General features: G+C 44.2%; 12 protein-coding genes, 1 tRNA gene and 1 rRNA gene. 13 read left to right on the forward strand and 1 reads right to left on the reverse strand.

The window, feature by feature from the left end:
* Window positions 1–258 precede the first annotated feature (258 nt).
* From fba to serA, 8 genes are all read left to right on the forward strand, one after another.
* Window positions 259–1,326 carry a class II fructose-bisphosphate aldolase gene (fba, locus tag ABJF92_RS04595; protein ID WP_446814665.1) on the forward strand — a complete coding sequence of 356 codons (1,068 nt, stop codon included), beginning with the start codon at window positions 259–261 and terminating at the stop codon, window positions 1,324–1,326.
* Between the two features lie 110 nt (window positions 1,327–1,436).
* Window positions 1,437–1,521 (forward strand) — tRNA-Leu (locus ABJF92_RS04600).
* 186 nt (window positions 1,522–1,707) lie between these two features.
* Window positions 1,708–2,829 carry a substrate-binding domain-containing protein gene (locus tag ABJF92_RS04605; RefSeq protein ID WP_446814666.1) on the forward strand — a complete coding sequence of 374 codons (1,122 nt, stop codon included), beginning with the start codon at window positions 1,708–1,710 and terminating at the stop codon, window positions 2,827–2,829.
* Entirely contained in the window at window positions 2,817–5,390 is a 2,574-nt protein-coding gene (locus ABJF92_RS04610) for a hypothetical protein (protein ID WP_446814667.1), read from the forward strand. Before ABJF92_RS04605 ends, ABJF92_RS04610 begins: the two co-directional genes overlap by 13 nt.
* Before the next feature lie 3 nt (window positions 5,391–5,393).
* Window positions 5,394–6,086: a 5'-methylthioadenosine/S-adenosylhomocysteine nucleosidase gene (mtnN, locus tag ABJF92_RS04615; protein ID WP_446814668.1), complete on the forward strand. Its 693-nt coding sequence runs from the start codon at window positions 5,394–5,396 to the stop codon at window positions 6,084–6,086.
* 6 nt (window positions 6,087–6,092) lie between these two features.
* A complete protein-coding gene (locus ABJF92_RS04620; protein WP_446814669.1) occupies window positions 6,093–7,070 on the forward strand; it encodes a hypothetical protein in 978 nt (325 codons plus the stop codon).
* Window positions 7,071–7,171: 101 nt separating this feature from the next.
* Entirely contained in the window at window positions 7,172–8,269 is a 1,098-nt protein-coding gene (gene trmA / locus ABJF92_RS04625; RefSeq protein WP_446814670.1) for a tRNA (uridine(54)-C5)-methyltransferase TrmA, read from the forward strand.
* A gap of 141 nt (window positions 8,270–8,410) precedes the next feature.
* Window positions 8,411–9,640, forward strand: a complete 1,230-nt coding sequence (serA, locus tag ABJF92_RS04630; RefSeq protein WP_446814671.1) for a phosphoglycerate dehydrogenase — start codon at window positions 8,411–8,413, stop codon at window positions 9,638–9,640.
* A 59-nt stretch (window positions 9,641–9,699) separates the two neighbouring features.
* On the opposite strand, the gene ABJF92_RS04635 is transcribed toward serA, so the two are convergent.
* Window positions 9,700–11,673, reverse strand: coding sequence for a methyl-accepting chemotaxis protein (locus ABJF92_RS04635; RefSeq protein ID WP_446814672.1), 1,974 nt, complete (start codon window positions 11,671–11,673; stop codon window positions 9,700–9,702).
* Between the two features lie 344 nt (window positions 11,674–12,017).
* Between ABJF92_RS04635 and ABJF92_RS04640 the strand changes: the two genes are divergently transcribed.
* The 5 genes from ABJF92_RS04640 to ABJF92_RS04660 form a co-directional block, all read left to right on the forward strand.
* Window positions 12,018–13,130, forward strand: coding sequence for an extracellular solute-binding protein (locus tag ABJF92_RS04640; protein WP_446814673.1), 1,113 nt, complete (start codon window positions 12,018–12,020; stop codon window positions 13,128–13,130).
* A 74-nt stretch (window positions 13,131–13,204) separates the two neighbouring features.
* Window positions 13,205–14,296: an ABC transporter ATP-binding protein gene (locus tag ABJF92_RS04645; protein WP_446814674.1), complete on the forward strand. Its 1,092-nt coding sequence runs from the start codon at window positions 13,205–13,207 to the stop codon at window positions 14,294–14,296.
* Window positions 14,280–15,167, forward strand: coding sequence for an ABC transporter permease (locus ABJF92_RS04650; RefSeq protein WP_446814675.1), 888 nt, complete (start codon window positions 14,280–14,282; stop codon window positions 15,165–15,167). Before ABJF92_RS04645 ends, ABJF92_RS04650 begins: the two co-directional genes overlap by 17 nt.
* On the forward strand, window positions 15,164–15,964 hold the full coding sequence (locus ABJF92_RS04655; protein ID WP_446814676.1) for an ABC transporter permease: 801 nt from the start codon (window positions 15,164–15,166) through the stop codon (window positions 15,962–15,964). Before ABJF92_RS04650 ends, ABJF92_RS04655 begins: the two co-directional genes overlap by 4 nt.
* Window positions 15,965–16,396: 432 nt before the next feature.
* Window positions 16,397–17,052 (forward strand): 16S ribosomal RNA (locus ABJF92_RS04660); the annotation flags it as partial.

Raw genomic sequence — 17,052 nt, forward strand, 5'->3', positions numbered from 1 at the left:
GGCGAAAGCCGATCACGTTAACCACGAGTGAATAAGTCAGAATCTAGATTTTGCTTATTCACGGTGAGTTGGCGGATATGAAACTAGAGAGTGACTCTCTTGGTACTCGTACCAAGAATGACGATAAGGCGTAAGCCACACAGTGTTTATGGTTTGATAAACACTGTGAATATAAATAAAACAGCGACCTAACCCTAGGTTAGTTCCATCTTTTGTGATGTTTCACGGAAGATATACTGTCAGTCAGAGGAAACTTTTATGCCTTTAATTAGTATGCGTCAGCTATTAGATCACGCCGCCGAGCACAGCTACGGCTTGCCTGCTTTCAATGTGAATAACATGGAGCAAGTTAAAGCGATCATGGAAGCCGCGCACGAAGTCAATTCACCTGTCATTATGCAAGCCTCTGCTGGTGCGCGTAAATACGCAGGTTCTCACTTCTTACGTCACCTTATCGCAGCTGCTATTGAAGATTACCCTCATATTCCTGTTGTAATGCACCAGGATCACGGTACCTCACCTGCTATTTGTCAACGTTCGATTCAACTAGGTTTCTCCTCTGTAATGATGGACGGCTCTCTTGAAGCGGACGGTAAGACACCTGCTTCCTATGAGTATAACGTTGACGTTACGCGCCGTACGGTCGAATTTGCCCACGCTTGCGGTGTGTCAGTAGAAGGTGAGCTTGGATGTCTGGGTTCCCTAGAAACAGGGCAAGCAGGTGAAGAAGATGGTGTTGGTGCAGAAGGAATCTTGTCCCACGACCAAATGCTAACAGACCCTCAAGAGGCTGTGGATTTTGTTAATGCAACGGGCATTGACGCCTTGGCTGTTGCCATCGGTACAAGTCACGGTGCCTATAAGTTTACTCGTCCGCCTACTGGTGACATTCTAGACATTGAGCGTATTAGTAAGATTGTTGAACTACTCCCAAATACTCACATCGTATTACATGGCTCTTCTTCCGTACCTCAGGATTGGCTATCTATCATTAATGAATTTGGTGGTGATATCCCTGAAACATATGGTGTTCCGATTGATGAAATCGTTAAAGCCATTCGTTATGGCGTACGTAAGGTGAATATTGATACCGATTTACGTTTAGCGGCTACTGGGGCTATTCGTCGTAGTTTGGCGGAACACAAAGGCAACTTCGATCCGCGTAAATACTTAACGGAAAGTATTAAAGCGATGAAAGCGGTTTGTATTGATCGTTATGAAGCATTTGGCTGTGCAGGTCAGGCTTCCCGCATTCATACCATTGACTTAGAAGAGATGGCGGTACGCTACGAGCATGGCGAATATCAAAATGGTCGTGTTTTTTAAAACAGGTCTCTAGTTGAGCGAGCAGGGCAATATTTTTTCAAGTATTTTAAAATTTATTATAAAAGTGCTTGACCTGTAAAATCATTTGCCTATAATGCTCGCCATTCCTTGCGGGAGTGGTGGAATTGGTAGACACGCTGGATTTAGGTTCCAGTGCTTCACGGCGTGAGAGTTCGAGTCTCTCCTTCCGCACCAAATTTAAAAAAGCTGACTTTATGTCAGCTTTTTTTTTGCCCAAAATAAGTCATTGTAGCGTTTCTTTGGTCGCTAAGCTTTGGTGATGCTTGTGTTGCCAAGGTATTGCCTTTATCTTCTAAGATTGAGTTTTGCTTATTTTGGCGTTGGAATAAAAGCGCAGCGGCTTCGCCTTGGAACCTAATTATGCAACAGACATTCTTTGGTGCTTTTTTAAAAATTGTGCTTATTGGCCTCTTGCCTATACAGTCTTCTTTCTCAACAACCCTTTCCTCCATTCTTATTGATAGTCAGCAATTTTATAGTTCATATCCAGAGCAGTTACCTCTAGGAGAGCAGTTCGCCGAAGTAGTGGAAGCCTCTGGCATCCCTATCAACAAGCCACCACAAGAGACTTTGCGTATTGTGATTCAGCTGGTAGGGCTAGAGTCGTCTCTAAAAAACCAAGCAATTTTAGAAACGTTCAAACAGAGAATGCGTGAACTGCGAATTGATTACCGTTTAGACACCTTTACTGAAAGTGGTTATTTAGGGGGCAGCGAAGGGGCATTGCAAGGTTATTTGAAAATCGCCGCAATGGATCCCGATTACTTATTAGTTACAGGAGGAGGTGCGGTTCAAAGTCGTATTGTAGAGCGCTTTTTACTGTCTATAAAACCTAAGATTATTGTTTATGATATGGCGACCCCCTTAAGGAATTGGGAGAACCATCCACCGTTGATCTACATCGGCTTTGATGAAAGGCAGGCAACTTCCCAGTTGGCCTTCGAAATTCATAAGAAGTTGCCCATAAAATCTTCTATGCATGCTTTGGTGTTGCCACCAGACTATCTTAGCCACGCGCGCTGTGACACTTTTCTAGATCGTATGTACGACAATAATCGAAAAATTAAAGTTATTAGAAGTGTCGAAAATAGTAAAAAGTTAGCTTATGAAGCGGCACTTGAGTTGTTATCGACTTCCTCGGTTGATTTTGTGTTTAGTTGTACCCAAGCAATTTCTGATGGTGTGGTCTTGGCAATAAAGGCGCTGGGGCTGGAAGGAAAAACCCAAACGAACACTTGGCGCTTATCCTCTCAAGACATCAGGGGGTTAAGAGATGGGCTGGTTCTTATGAGCTACTTATTTAAGCAAGATGAACTGGCGGTTGGGATGGCCGAGGCGGTTAAAAGGGATTTGGAGGGCGCACGTATGCCAAGGTTATACATAGCAAGTGGTAGCTTAGTTAATATGCCATTAAGTGATGAGCGGTTGGGCGAGCTACAGCGTCAGGCATATCGCTATTCGAGGTCTATATGGCAGAAATAAAAGTTAGCTTGAAGAAGCGCTTGCAGCAACTGTTTGTTTGCTTATTCTGCGCTGTGTTTGTGGTTGCTTTAGGTGGGGCTTTATATTTTGTTAATGCTCAAAACAAAGCGCTGATTGAGCAAAAATTAAACTTAAGTCATGCGGCTGTCGAACAAGCTTTTAATGCCTATTTGGTCCGTTCAGAATTTGAGATGAGCTTTATTAGCCAAGATTTGATTTTGGGAGATTATGAGTCAGGCCGAGAATTGGAAATGCTTTTTGGTCACCATGAAATTTTGTTTTTTGGCGGCTTAGACTTTTTTTACATCGAATGGAGTGATGGCCGCCAATCCATTGATCCAAGGGCACGTTTATTTACCAAGGTAGATTTATCCAGTTTAATTGTGCCGACAGAGATTAGTCAGTGGGTTAAGCGGACGACATCTGATGGTGCTTCGTTAATGATTTATAAGAAAAAAATCGTGTCGAAAGAGAATGAGAATGTCGGTTTTCTATATGGTTTTATCTCCTTAAACGCTAACTTGACCTTAGCCTATGAGTTGTATGTTAGTGCTCAGGCTGACATGGTCCGTATTTATGATCAGGCGAGTGGTCAAGTCGTTCTAGAGGAACATGCTAATGACTTTGAGCCAGATTCCTCACTATTGCGCTCCACGCAAGTGATTAAGACCCCCGTTCAAGCACAATTACAGTTGGAGTTGAGCCAACAAGGCAGTTTAACGGGCAATGTACTTTCTAAAAGCATTTTGCCCATGGTCGTGATTGTATGTGTCTTACTTGGTTTATTCTTTATATTGTTAATGGGGGCGCGGCATTTTATTTTTACTCCGCTGAAACGCGTCCAGAAGGCGTCTCCCAATAACTTACCTTTTAATGAGTTTGCACCGATACAACAGCAGAACAGTCACTACAGAGCGCTAATTGAAGGTAAAGACAGGCGTTTCCATGTGTTACTAGAAGCCAGTGACAATGTCATCATTTTCTGCAGTGAAGTGGCAGAAATAGAAATGATGAACGGCCAAGCAAAATCGCTGTTTCCAGACCATAGAAGGGCGAAAACGGTCTTTGACTTTATGCCAATACATTGTCATCAACCAATACAAGATGCTCTTAAGGGGGCTTCGGACATTGCCTTTGAGCTAACATTTCAGGACATAGGGCAAATTTATCATTGGCAAGTCATGTCGTTTCGAAACGAATATGCCTATCGAGGCTTGTTACTTATCGGCACCAACATGACTCATGAAATGCGCCTAACTTGGCAGTTAGAGCAGCTAGATCCTAATTCAGATTTTATGCAAAGTCGGGCAGAAGGTAGCGCCTTACTGGCAGAAATGGACTATTTATCAAGCCCCTCTTTCTACGGCAGCGGTTCAGAGCTGCAAGGCTGGCTCATGCTATTGGTGTCTGTTTTTGAATGCTTAAAAAGCGAAACAGGCCAAGAGGAAATGCGACCACTAGGAGATCTACTAAGCGAAGAAAGTGTCTTTGTCTCCTCAGCGCTTAAGATCTCCAGTGTGTCAACAAGCTTGACATGCTCGGCTAAAACAGGGATGCAACTAGTGCCAAATTCAGGCTGTTTACGCAGTTTGATTCGAGTTGTTCTGATGACATGCTACGTACTGAATAAGTCAGTAAGTGTGGAGTATGAAGTTAATCAACTGGTTCTTAAAATAAGCGGTGATGTCAATGCACGACCATTAATCGCTTGGTTGATTCAAACACTACTGGATAAGCTGGATGGTAGTCTACAGGAGACCAGTACTGGGCTTCATTTAGATCTTGGTTTGCCAAGAATCGGCACCGGTGCAGAGCCTGTTTCACTCCCATTAGTGGTCGCTTGGGTAGCGCTGGACTACCCTCATGAAGAGGCTATTCAAGCCATGCTCGATAAGCTTGGAGCTAGGGTAGAGTTTTATATGGATGCTGATAGCTTCTTTACTCAATCGATAATGGTTGAACGCTTTGATGTGGTGATTATCGGTTGTTTACACGAGGGTGTTGCCCAACAGAAAATGACTCAATCTCTACAGGAACAATATGGCTCAGAAAGCTTACCCTTATTATGGCTTAATAGTCATTCCGAGCGCGCTTATCCCGAAGCTGAAATACTGACGCTATCAGGCGGCATTTTTGAATATTATCTGTATCAGGGATTACGTGAGGTTAGTTTAAAAGACAGTATCTACCCTAGTGTGTTTGGTGAGCAGGATTCAGCATGGGTTGTAGTAGGAGGCAGTCGGGTTTCTCGGGCAATTTGGTTCTCCGGACTGGAGTTACGCTCTATTCCTTCTCATTGTTTAGAAAGCCTATCAGCAACCACAACCTTATTATCCTATAACAGTGATACAGTAATGGTATTATTGGAACCACAAGATAAAAAGTTAATAGAAAATATACAATTACATTACCCTAATGTGAGGCTTGTGGCGGTGCAAAAATGGCCACAAGGAATACCTGGCTCTGTTCAGTTGTTTGAAATGAACATGCCCTATTCTAGTGAACAGATCACCGCTTTGAGCACCGCTATGTCCAAGGCAACTAATAAAATTGAGGAGTAAAGAATGAGTGTAATCGGATTAATTGGTGCAATGGATGAAGAGGTTGCTCTAATCAAATCTTGGATGGTGGATGTAACCGAAGAGAGTATTGCAGGTTGTCATTTTTTCAGTGGCTCATTCGAAGGACAGAATGTGGTACTTCTACAATCCGGTATTGGTAAGGTGAATGCCGCCGTTTCTACTACTTTGCTGTTGGCTAAGTTTGCACCCGAGTACGTGATTAATATTGGCTCTGCTGGCGGCTATGATAGTGCATTAAATGTTGGGGATGTGGTGATTTCTGATCACGTACTACACCATGATGTTGATGTAACGGCTTTTGGTTATGAAATGGGTCAAGTGCCGCAGATGCCAGCGAGATTTGCTGCGGATTCTGCTTTGCTGGAGAAAGCGTGCGATGCCGTGCAAGTCGTAAATCGCGTGCAGGCGAAGGTTGGTCTTATCGGCACTGGTGACAGCTTCATGAGTGATCCTACCCGGGTAGAGAATGTTCGAGGCTTATTCCCAGAATTAGTGGCCGTTGAAATGGAAGCCGCGGCTGTTGCACAGGTTTGCCATAAATTTGCTACGCCGTTTGTAGTGGTGCGTTCTTTGTCTGATATTGCAGGCAAAGAGTCACCACAGAGTTTTGAAGAGTACCTAAAAGTCGCGGCGGAAAATTCTTCTTTAATGATTCAGCAAATGCTAAGAGGCTAAGCCTCTATGTTAAGCAACAAGGACGCGTTGTACCCTTTCTTGTGTGGCATCGGATTGCTATGTTCGATGGACTCATTGGCGCAAAGTAATAGTGACAGTGAAGCCGCTAGTGATAACACCTCTATGTCTTGGTGGCAGAGCAGCCACCAAGCCGCCTCTACTCGAGTTGCTGCTTGGTCCGAGGGCATTGATGAATACCTATCTGGGCAGGAACAAAAACTGCCGAGTGATAGCTATGTGCGTTTGCGCATGGGGCCTATTATCAATGATCGCGGTGAGTACTCGGGTTTTTTTGACTTTAAAGCACGCCTTAAGCTCCCCAATACACAAGATCGTTTACGGCTGGTGATTGAGTCTGACGGTGACACTATTTCCCAAGATAATGTCCGTGGCGAGTCAACTGAAAATATCGGCGTTTTAGATTCAGCGCTGGACTCTAACGTTAGTGCCGTATTGAGATATATAAAGGAAGAGTGGCGAGCAGATTTTGATGCCGGGATAAAAGTCGATTTCCCTTTAAACCCATTTGTGCGCTTTCGCTTGTTCCAAGGGGAGCGTTATAGTTCTTGGGAGTGGCGCCAGCTTGAAGAAGTTTTTGCTTACTACGATGAAGGGGCTGGTGCTCGTTATCAAGTGGGCGCAACGTATTTTTCGACCCCTAACGTCCTGTTAGGCGCCAACCTAGGTACTACTTGGTTGGATAGTGAGTCGACTCTATATGTACGAGAAGACTTTTATCTTCATCATCAGTTAGATGAGAAGAATCGTTTGAATTATCAACTGAGTTTTTTGCAGGAAGGTGAATCAAAAGTTTCTTCCGACAGCGTGTTATATTTTCTCGAATACCACCATAAACTCTACAAAAACTGGCTGATAGGCAGAGTGAAGCCACAAATGACTTATGAGGCTGACGAAGATTACCGAGCCGTTCTCTCCCTTACTTTATCGATGGAAATCCTGCTAGGGCAAAAGTACTTGCACTAATTAGGATATTTCTATACTCCTGCCTTGGTGATTAGATTTGTTGTTAGATAACTCGTATAATCCCGCGCCAATATTGTTTGCTATCGCCAAAGAGAAAACCCATGAGACCGGATCAAATTCAACCAGAACAGTACGACGTCCAGTTAAGCGAAAAACAAGCTGAACTGAACCGTGTCATGGACGGCTTAACCTTGCCTGAAATGGAAGTGTTTGCCAGCAAAGCTAGCCATTATCGAATGCGTGCAGAGTTTCGTATTTGGCACGATGGTGATGATTTGTTCTATGCCATGTTTGATTCTGCGGACCCAAGAACCCCTATCCGTACGGATCAATTTCTCGCCGCGTCCGAACAAATAAACCAGTTGATGCCAGCTTTATTGGATGCGGTTCGGGATGTGCCGGTATTGCGTCATAAGCTCTTTCAAGTAGACTTTTTGACGACTACCACAGGCGAAGCCCTGATTAGCTTGCTTTACCACAAGCCTATCGATGAAGAATGGCATAGTGCGGCGAAAACACTTTATAAAGACTTCCCAGCGTGTCACTTTATTGGCCGTAGTCGTAAGAAGAAACAAGTGTTAAGCCGCGATTTTGTTATGGAAACCCTGACCGTAAATGGCCAAAAGTTTCACTATCAACAAGTGGAAAATAGCTTCACCCAACCCAATGCTGGCATTAATGAAAAAATGCTGGAATGGGCGTTGGATGTGACGCGCCATGCCAGTGGCGATTTACTCGAAATGTATTGTGGTAATGGTAACTTCTCCATTCCCTTAGCGCGTCATTTTGATCGTGTAGTGGCCACAGAAATTTCTAAGGTGTCGGTTAATTCTGCGCAATTAAATATCGCTATCAATGGTATGGATAACGTTCAGGTCGTGAAAATGGCCAGTGAAGATGTCTCCGCGGCCTTAAATGGCGATGCTGAACTACCGAAAAGCCTACAACAAGCAGGTGTCAAAGAGTTATCCCCTTCTGTCGTCTTGGTCGACCCGCCGAGAGCTGGTTTGGATGATGCCACCGTAGAGTTGATCCGCAAAGTTGATGGTATTTTGTATATATCCTGTAACCCTCTCACCTTGAAGGCAAATCTAGACGCCTTGTCGAGCACCCACAAGGTAGTGCGATACGCAATGTTCGACCAGTTTCCCTATACTCACCATGTTGAAACCGGTGTGTATCTACAGCGTATTGTTTAGTGAATAACCTGGTTAAAGATATGAATTTTGCTCCTATGATTATGAATGACTTGATCGTATCTTAACCACGAAAATCAATTGTTTTGTGGTAAGATACGCCACACATTTTTCCTCCACAACCATAGAGAAGTTGAACCAGCCATGAGCATCACCTCACTAAACAAAGACAAGATCAAAATTTTGTTGTTAGAAGGCGTTCATCAATCTGCATTAGATGCATTGCACGATGCGGGTTATACGAATATTGAGTACCACAAAACCGCTCTAGCGGAAGATGAGCTAATCCGTAAAATTGAAGATGCTCACTTTGTTGGTATTCGCTCCCGTACTCAACTGACAGAAAAAGTGTTGAGCCATGCGAACAAATTGGCAGCGATTGGTTGTTTTTGTATAGGTACCAACCAAGTTAACTTAGAAGCTGCTAGCGCGAAAGGTATTGCTGTTTTCAATGCGCCTTTCTCAAATACTCGTAGTGTGGCTGAGTTAGTACTAGGTCAATTGATTCTGTTGTTACGTGGTATTCCTGCGAAAAACGCAGCGTGTCATCGTGGAGGCTGGATTAAGTCAGCGGTAGGTTCTTATGAAACTCGTGGTAAGCGTTTAGGTATTATCGGTTATGGCAGCATTGGTACTCAGTTAAGCGTATTGGCTGAGTCGTTAGGTATGGAAGTATGCTTCTATGACATCGTCACGAAATTGCCACTAGGTAATGCTCGTCAAATCAAAAGTATGAAAGAGTTACTAGGCAGCTGTGATGTGATCAGCTTACATGTACCAGAAACCGCTTCTACTAAGCTGATGATCGGCAAGAAAGAAATCTCGCAAATGAAAAAAGGCGCGATTTTCATGAACGCTTCCCGTGGTACGGTTGCTGATCTTGATGCTTTGGCAGATGCCATCAAAGCAGGTGATCTAAGCGGTGCAGCGATTGATGTATTCCCAGTTGAGCCCAAAGGTAACGACGAAGAATTTGTATCGCCTTTACGTGGTTTAGATAATGTTATTTTGACACCTCATGTGGGCGGTAGCACCATGGAAGCTCAAGAAAACATTGGTGTAGAAGTAGCGGAAAAACTGATCAAGTACTCTGATGTGGGTACAACTATCGCGTCGGTTAACTTCCCTGAAGTGGCTTTACCTGCTCAAGCAGATGATCACCGTATTTTGCATATTCACGAGAACCGTCCAGGTGTGTTGTCTAACATCAACACGATATTCTCTGAAAACAACATCAACATTACTGGTCAGTACTTACGTACATCGGAAAAAATTGGCTACATGGTAATGGACGTTGATTCTGACACGGGCGAGTTAGCTCTAGAGAAGATCAAAGAAGTGGCAGGCACTATTAAAGCGCGAGTGTTGTTCTAACACCAAGCTTGCTCTTGATAAAAAATCCAGTCTAGGCTGGATTTTTTTATGGGTGGTTGTTAGCGTCTGATCCCTAATGTTGATGTAATATCCTGAATCTTTTGCTGGATGTTATTGGCCATTCTATCCATGAACTGTTCTGACTCATCCGCTTGCTCTTTTACTTTATCCACCGCCTGATTCAGGCTACTCATGCCACTTTTTTGTTCTTCAGCATAGCCAGTGGTTTTCTGGGCTAAGTGCGCTGACTGTTCGGATTTTTCTAAAACCTGCTGAGCCGATTCACCTAGATCATGGGTTAGCGCTCGTTGTGATATAGAGGCCTGTTCGATAAGTCCTAAATTATGACTGAGTTTACCTGTGGCTGTAGTTAAGGTGGCAAAAATACGGGTGATTTCTTCAAGGGATTGCTGGGTACGACTGGAGAGGGTGCGCACTTCGGTAGCCACTACGGCAAAACCACGGCCATGTTCTCCAGCGCGAGCCGCCTCGATGGCAGCATTTAAAGCCAACAAATTGGTTTGCTCAGAAATGTCACGAATAGCACTTACGATAGAGGTGGCACTGGAGACGGACGTTTCTAAATTTTTTAAGGATCTTTGGCTGCTTTCTAAGCGCTCTAAGGTAGTTTGGTTTGCCTGCGCTAAAGATGCGGCCTGTGCGACACTGTGCTGCATGGCATGGTTGGTATCGGTGGCGTAGCTTTCGACTTCTCGAGCACGTACTTCGGTTTTGTTTGCCAACACATGAATCTGATTAGACAAGCTCAAGGTCGCATCTAACTCTTGTCTTGATGCGGTGCTGATAGTGTGAACTTCTCCAAAAGCACTAAGCATTTCATTTAGTGAGGCGGAAATATTCGCAAGTTCGGTATCTTTCTGTTGACGCTGTTGTGCCATTTGCTCCAAGTAGGTGTTGAGATAGCGTGCGACATCGGTGAGCTCATTATTGCGCTTACCAAGGTGGATAGTATTGGTGTCTTGATGTTCGACTAGGTTTTTCACGGCAGTGAATAAATCTCGGGCACTGCCCACCACCACTCGGCTTTGAAATTGATGGACGAAAGTTGTTACCAACAGCATCAAAATAACAAAGGCAGAAAAGGCAATGAGAGTTTGTTGTTGGGTTTTCTCTGCGTTACTTTGAATAGTGTAAGAACCATCACTAATAATCTCTTTGAGCTCAATGATAAGCTGACGAATATGTTGCTGCGCAATGAGTGCACTTTCAATATTGGCTAAACTCGACTCGACATCTTTTAGGTAACGACTAGACCAGGTGTGTAATTCACTCTTGGTCTCTTCTAATGGGTCGCTCACCTCAACACTATCTTCATCACTTGCCCAGCCCATTAGAGCGGACAAGTCATCCTCAGTGTTACTGCCTTGCGATTCTGCTAGGGACATTATCGGCAGCTCAATTAGCGTTTGAACATAGGATTGGAAGTTCGATATAGCTTCTTCAAGACGCTGATTGTTGACTGGCGTTTGTTTTCTAAGGTATTCGTTTTTGGCTTGGCTTATTTGCGCTAAGCTAGCATAGAGATTGGCCTGATTAGCTAGATAAATGGCCCCATCAGTTAGGCTGTGTCGGTCAATATAGTCTTGGGTTTTTGTCGCCAAGGTGTCTAAAGATAAACGAATCTGAAGTTCATTATTTTCAATTAACGCATAAGGGTTGCCAGATAATTTACCAGCAGCGCGAATATCAGATTGTAGACTCTGTTGTATCTTGTCAAGTTGCTCACTAATCGGAGTTTGAACTGAGTTTGGGATACTGGCGAGAGAAGGCAAAATTGATTGACTAATGAAACCCTCTGCGCCCTTTAGTTTAGAGGCTTCTCCACTTGATAAGTAGCTTTCAATCATTTGATTGAGCTCGATGGCAGAGCTTTCCCATACTTTGTTATAAGCCTCATTCTGCTCGAATGCATCAGCAAACTTAATTAGGGCCCACAACAATAAAGCGACCAGCAGGCTTGCAATTACAAAGTAACTGATCGTGGTGGTGCGAGTTACCTGAGATATTTTCAATGTGACACATGCCTTAATTACATAAAATTACAATGAGTGCCACCATAGCGGTATTGTGTGACGAAAATATTTCAGTAAAGAAAAATAACGGTAACCAGTGATGATATTTAAGAGAACTATGTGCGCCAATAGCGACAAGAACTTATCTATCGGCGACTTTTTGCCTGTCTATAAGTTATTTATGTGAAAAAAAGCTGTTCCTGTCATGAATTGGTCATTATTTTGTATTAGATTGGTTTTTTTTATTAAAAGCGTGTTTAATAAAAACATGTTTTTAATGTAACTTGATTTAAGCGCTATTCTTTTAACGCAACATAACCATTTAAAAAAACAGGAGCTCACGCATGACTCTTTCTCGTCGACAATTTGTAAAAGGTGCCACCGCAGCCAGTGCTGTTGCGGCTGCCCCATTTTCAATTAACCGTGCAATCGCAGCGAATAAAGAGCTACGAATCTATGCATGGGCGGGTTACATCACGGATGAAATGTTAACAGATTTCAAAGCGAAAACAGGTATCAACGCTACGTTCACACCATACGGCACCAATGATGAGTTGATGAACTCCTTGCGTGCGACAGATGGTACGGGCTTTGACATCATCATGCCTACTGTTGACCGTGTACCAGGTTATGTGGACTACGATTTAGTTCAGCCTCTTGATACGTCACGTATTAACTGGGACGGCTGTTTAGACAGTGCTATCAGCGGCTCGGAAGTTGGTGGCATTGTCGATGGCAAACGCTACTTTGCCCCTGCGGATTGGGGTACAGAGGCAATTGCCTACAACACCGATTATGCTAAGGCTGATCCAAAGAACTTGAGCTACGGTGATTTGTGGCTACCAGAAAATGCTGGTGGCGTTACCGTACGGGGCCATTCTTCTTTAGTCGGGATTGGTTTGTGGCTAGAAAAAGCCGGTAAGTTGCCTTTCCCATTACTTGATTCTTACAAGAACGAAAAGGCGATGCGTGCCAACTTTGATGTAATTTTGAAAGTTGCAGCGGAGCATAAAGCTTCTATTGCTCAGTTCTGGTCAACAGAAAATGAAGCACAGGGAGCGTTTAGAACCAACGGAGCCGTTATCGGCCAGACGTGGGATAGTACTGCATTCAAACTGAAATCCGAGGGTGAACCTATTGCCTACGGTGCGCCAAAAGAAGGTGCGCTGGCTTGGATGGAAGGCTTCGTTATTCCGAAAAATGCCAACAATGTCGATTCAGTTTATGAATTCATCAACTGGTATTACACTCCAGAAGCAGGTGCTATGTTTGTTGAATCGACGGGTTACAACTCAACATCGAAAGGTGCTGATGCATTGTTACCGGCAGCGACCAAACAATTCTTCCAAGACTCTTACTCAGAGCAAGACTTGGCGAACCTTTGGTGGTGGCCAATTCAGGAACCATGGTACGTAGCCCTTCGTAACGAGTACCAAGATCGTTTCTTGTCTGCTTAAGTTAGTTAAAAAGCCCCTCGTAGTTATCTGCGGGGGGCTTTTTTGTTTTTATTAATGAGTTTTTGAGGAGTCTCATGGATAGTAGTGTTCATTTAGATAATGTAGTTATGCAGTTTGGTGACTTTACCGCCATTCAACCAACCGATTTAAAGATTGAATCGGGCGAGTTTTTTAGTTTTCTGGGTCCATCTGGCTGTGGCAAGACTACAATACTTAATATGATCAGTGGTTTTTTAGACCCTACACAGGGTGATGTGAAAATTGGCGACCAATCCATGAGTGGTGTACCTGCCAATAAACGTCCCACTTCCATGATCTTTCAAAACCTTGCATTATTTCCTTTGATGACAGTGGCTGAAAATATTGAGTTCGGCCTAGAAGTTCGTGGTGTACCTAAAGCCGAGCGTAAAAAGACCTCAGACCGGTTATTAGAGTTGGTGGCATTAGAGGGTAGTGGGACAAAGCGTGTCTCAGAATTATCTGGTGGTCAGAAGCAGCGTATCGCCATTGCCCGAGCTTTAGCGGTTGAGCCACAAGTACTTTTACTTGATGAACCTCTTTCAGCTCTCGATTTAAAACTACGCCAACACATGCGTACAGAATTGAAAGAAATTCAACGTAAAACCGGTATTACCTTTATCTATATCACCCATGATCAGGGTGAAGCTTTGACCATGTCTGATCGTGTTGCCGTCATGTCTGCTGGTCGAATTCAACAAGTAGCCGACCCAATTACCTTGTACCGTGACCCGCAAACCGCCTTCGTTGCATCGTTTGTCGGTGAGAACAACAGTATCGCGGGTAAAGTAACTGGGATAAATGAAGGTTATGCGGTAATTGACTGTGCTGGGCTAGGCGTATTGTCCGGTCGCGCTCAAGGAGATTTGCAAGTGGGTGACGAGGCGACTTTATTTGTTCGGCCTGAGCATTTCCGACTTGAGGCAGAAGAAGGCATGCATTCGTTGCAGGCGAGCATAGAAGAGGTCAACTTTGAAGGTGCCTACCTAACGCTTAATGCGACTACGGGCAGTCAAAAAACGTTATCCATTCAGCTGGCTGCTCACCAGTACACGGATGCTTTACAAAAAGGTGCGCAGATCAATCTGTCTTACCATCAAGCAGATGCCGTAGTGATAGGAGGAGGTGACGATGTTCAAACAGCTTAAAGCTCGCTTTGGAAGTGGCTTGGCGGTTGGCATTATCGGCATGATTGCGATTTGGCTGATAGGCTTAGTCATACTGCCTCAGCTCTTGATGATTGATTACTCCTTTCGGCCAAACCTACTGCCGGCTGAGGTCGGTGGACCAAAAGATGTTTACTCACTGGTTAACTACGACACCTTATTTAACAACCAAATCCATTTGGCGATTTTTTTTAAGACAATTTGGTCGAGTGTATTAGTGACCTTACTGACGCTAGTGGTGAGCTACCCTATTGCCTTCTATTTAGCAAAAGTAGCCACAGCTCGCCAAGCGGCCTTGTGTTTACTGCTACTAATTATCCCTTTTTGGATAAACGAGATCCTAAGAACCTTCTCTTGGTACATTATTCTGGCATACAAAGGGCCACTAAATGCCTTACTGCTAAGTTTAGGTGTCATTGATAGGCCTGTTCGTTTCTTATCTGGCGATGGTGGTGTAATGATAGGTATGGTGTATGCCTATATTCTCTTTATGGTGTTTCCTATCTATAACGCTATTGAGAGTCTAGATACTAACCAAGTAAAAGCAGCGCGTAGCCTTGGTGCCGGTTGGATACGTACACATTATCGAGTCATTATTCCTCATGCGAAACCGGGTATTGCTACAGGTTGCATTATGACCTTTATGTTGGCGGCAGGGAGTTACGCCGTACCAGCATTGTTAGGCTCGCCGGGTAGTCGTTGGTTTACGCAAATTATCTATAACTGGTTCTTTGAAGGGGGTAATTGGAACCAAGGGGCGGCTTATGCCTTCTTGTTGCTCGTTATGTGTATTGGCTTCATTGCTTTTGTTATGCGCGTCTTTAAAGTTGGACTAGGAGACATTGCCAAATGAAATCAGAAACGATTATGCGTATTGGGGTACGTTTCTACATTGGTATCTTTTTCCTATACCTATTTACGCCGCTTATTATCATGGGAATTGCAACTTTCAATGATAGTCGTTTTCCTACTGTCTCTCCTTGGAAAGGCGCCACGCTTAAGTGGTTTGAAGCCTTGGCTCAAGATGGTGCCATGTGGAAGGCTCTATGGACCAGTGGTGTTGTTGCGCTAGGTGTTTTGCTGGTGGCTGTGCCTATTGGTATCTGTTGTGCGTTGCTACTTTCAACCTATCAGGGACGTGGTAAGACGTTTCTTTACACCTTGATGATGTCACCCTTGCTAACCCCAGGAGTTATTGTGGGTATCTCTACACTGATTTTCTGGAAAAGCTTGTCTGTGAGTGGTGGGGTATTTTTGACGGTCGTAGCACAAACTACCTTTATCGCTGCTTATGTAATGCTGATGGTATTGGCAAGATTGCAGCGTTTTGATCGAACCTTGGAAAATGCAGCGTTAAGTTTGGGCGCGACCCAATGGCAGACGTTTAGGCGCATACTCTTACCTTATTTAAAACCTGCGATCATTTCAGCGGCGGGTATTGCGTTTTTACAATCCTTCGAAAACTACAATACAACATTGTTCGTGAAGGGTTATGACACAACCTTAACGGTTTACATCGCTTCTAAAGTTCGAACTGGCCTTACACCGGCAGTAAATGCCCTCGGACTGGTGATGATCTCGGTGACTGTGTTGCTAGCCATTGTCTACGAAGTGAAACGACGTAGAGAAATGGCGGGAAATCAAAACTAGACCCTCAAGGTTAACCAAGCCCATTCCTGTTTATGGAATGGGCTTTTTTTTGCCTTTTTTGTATAGAAAACAATCAAAAAAGCGATCAATTGATGATAAAGCACACAAATATGACAGAATGATAAAATAATTGGTCTTTTTTAAAGAAAAGGGTTGCACTAAATCTGTAGATCCTTAATATACGCCCTCGCTGACACGGACAGGGCTTCACTCTGACACAGAGGCGAAGTGGCTTAAGTGGTACGGCAACGCTCTTTAAAATAGATAATCAGATAATTTGTGTGGGCGCTCGCTGGAGACTTCAGAAGATCGACTTACTAGCTTTTGTTAGTGATTTGATCAAAAAAATTGAAGTCTTACGAGACGTCAAACACGTCAATTCGCTTTATAAGTAAATTGTTAGTGTTTCGATACTTGAGTAAGCAAACTTTTTAACTGAAGAGTTTGATCATGGCTCAGATTGAACGCTGGCGGCAGGCTTAACACATGCAAGTCGAGCGGAAACGATGATAGCTTGCTATCAGGCGTCGAGCGGCGGACGGGTGAGTAATGCGTAGGAATCTGCCTAGTAGAGGGGGACAACATGTGGAAACGCATGCTAATACCGCATACGCCCTACGGGGGAAAGGAGGGGATCTTAGGACCTTCCGCTATTAGATGAGCCTGCGTGAGATTAGCTAGTTGGTGGGGTAAAGGCTCACCAAGGCGACGATCTCTAACTGGTCTGAGAGGATGACCAGTCACACTGGGACTGAGACACGGCCCAGACTCCTACGGGAGGCAGCAGTGGGGAATATTGGACAATGGGCGCAAGCCTGATCCAGCCATGCCGCGTGAGTGATGAAGGCCTTAGGGTTGTAAAGCTCTTTCAACGGTGAAGATAATGACGGTAACCGTAGAAGAAGCCCCGGCTAACTTCGTGCCAGCAGCCGCGGTAATACGAAGGGGGCTAGCGTTGTTCGGAATTACTGGGCGTAAAGCGTACGTAGGCGGATTAGAAAGTTAGGGGTGAAATCCCAGGGCTCAACCCTGGAACTGCCTCTAAAACTCCTAATCTTGAGTTCGAGAGAGGTGAGTGGAATTCCGAG

The organism is Marinomonas sp., from assembly GCF_039940335.1.
GTDB lineage: Bacteria > Pseudomonadota > Gammaproteobacteria > Pseudomonadales > Marinomonadaceae > Marinomonas.

Bases quoted from the DNA above. Each gene is read 5' to 3' on its own strand.
- fba (WP_446814665.1), top strand. From the start codon at position 259: ATGCCTTTAATTAGTATGCGTCAGCTATTAGATCACGCCGCCGAGCAC.
- ABJF92_RS04605 (WP_446814666.1), top strand. From the start codon at position 1,708: ATGCAACAGACATTCTTTGGTGCTTTTTTAAAAATTGTGCTTATTGGC.
- ABJF92_RS04610 (WP_446814667.1), top strand. From the start codon at position 2,817: ATGGCAGAAATAAAAGTTAGCTTGAAGAAGCGCTTGCAGCAACTGTTT.
- mtnN (WP_446814668.1), top strand. From the start codon at position 5,394: ATGAGTGTAATCGGATTAATTGGTGCAATGGATGAAGAGGTTGCTCTA.
- ABJF92_RS04620 (WP_446814669.1), top strand. From the start codon at position 6,093: ATGTTAAGCAACAAGGACGCGTTGTACCCTTTCTTGTGTGGCATCGGA.
- trmA (WP_446814670.1), top strand. From the start codon at position 7,172: ATGAGACCGGATCAAATTCAACCAGAACAGTACGACGTCCAGTTAAGC.
- serA (WP_446814671.1), top strand. From the start codon at position 8,411: ATGAGCATCACCTCACTAAACAAAGACAAGATCAAAATTTTGTTGTTA.
- ABJF92_RS04640 (WP_446814673.1), top strand. From the start codon at position 12,018: ATGACTCTTTCTCGTCGACAATTTGTAAAAGGTGCCACCGCAGCCAGT.
- ABJF92_RS04645 (WP_446814674.1), top strand. From the start codon at position 13,205: ATGGATAGTAGTGTTCATTTAGATAATGTAGTTATGCAGTTTGGTGAC.
- ABJF92_RS04650 (WP_446814675.1), top strand. From the start codon at position 14,280: ATGTTCAAACAGCTTAAAGCTCGCTTTGGAAGTGGCTTGGCGGTTGGC.
- ABJF92_RS04655 (WP_446814676.1), top strand. From the start codon at position 15,164: ATGAAATCAGAAACGATTATGCGTATTGGGGTACGTTTCTACATTGGT.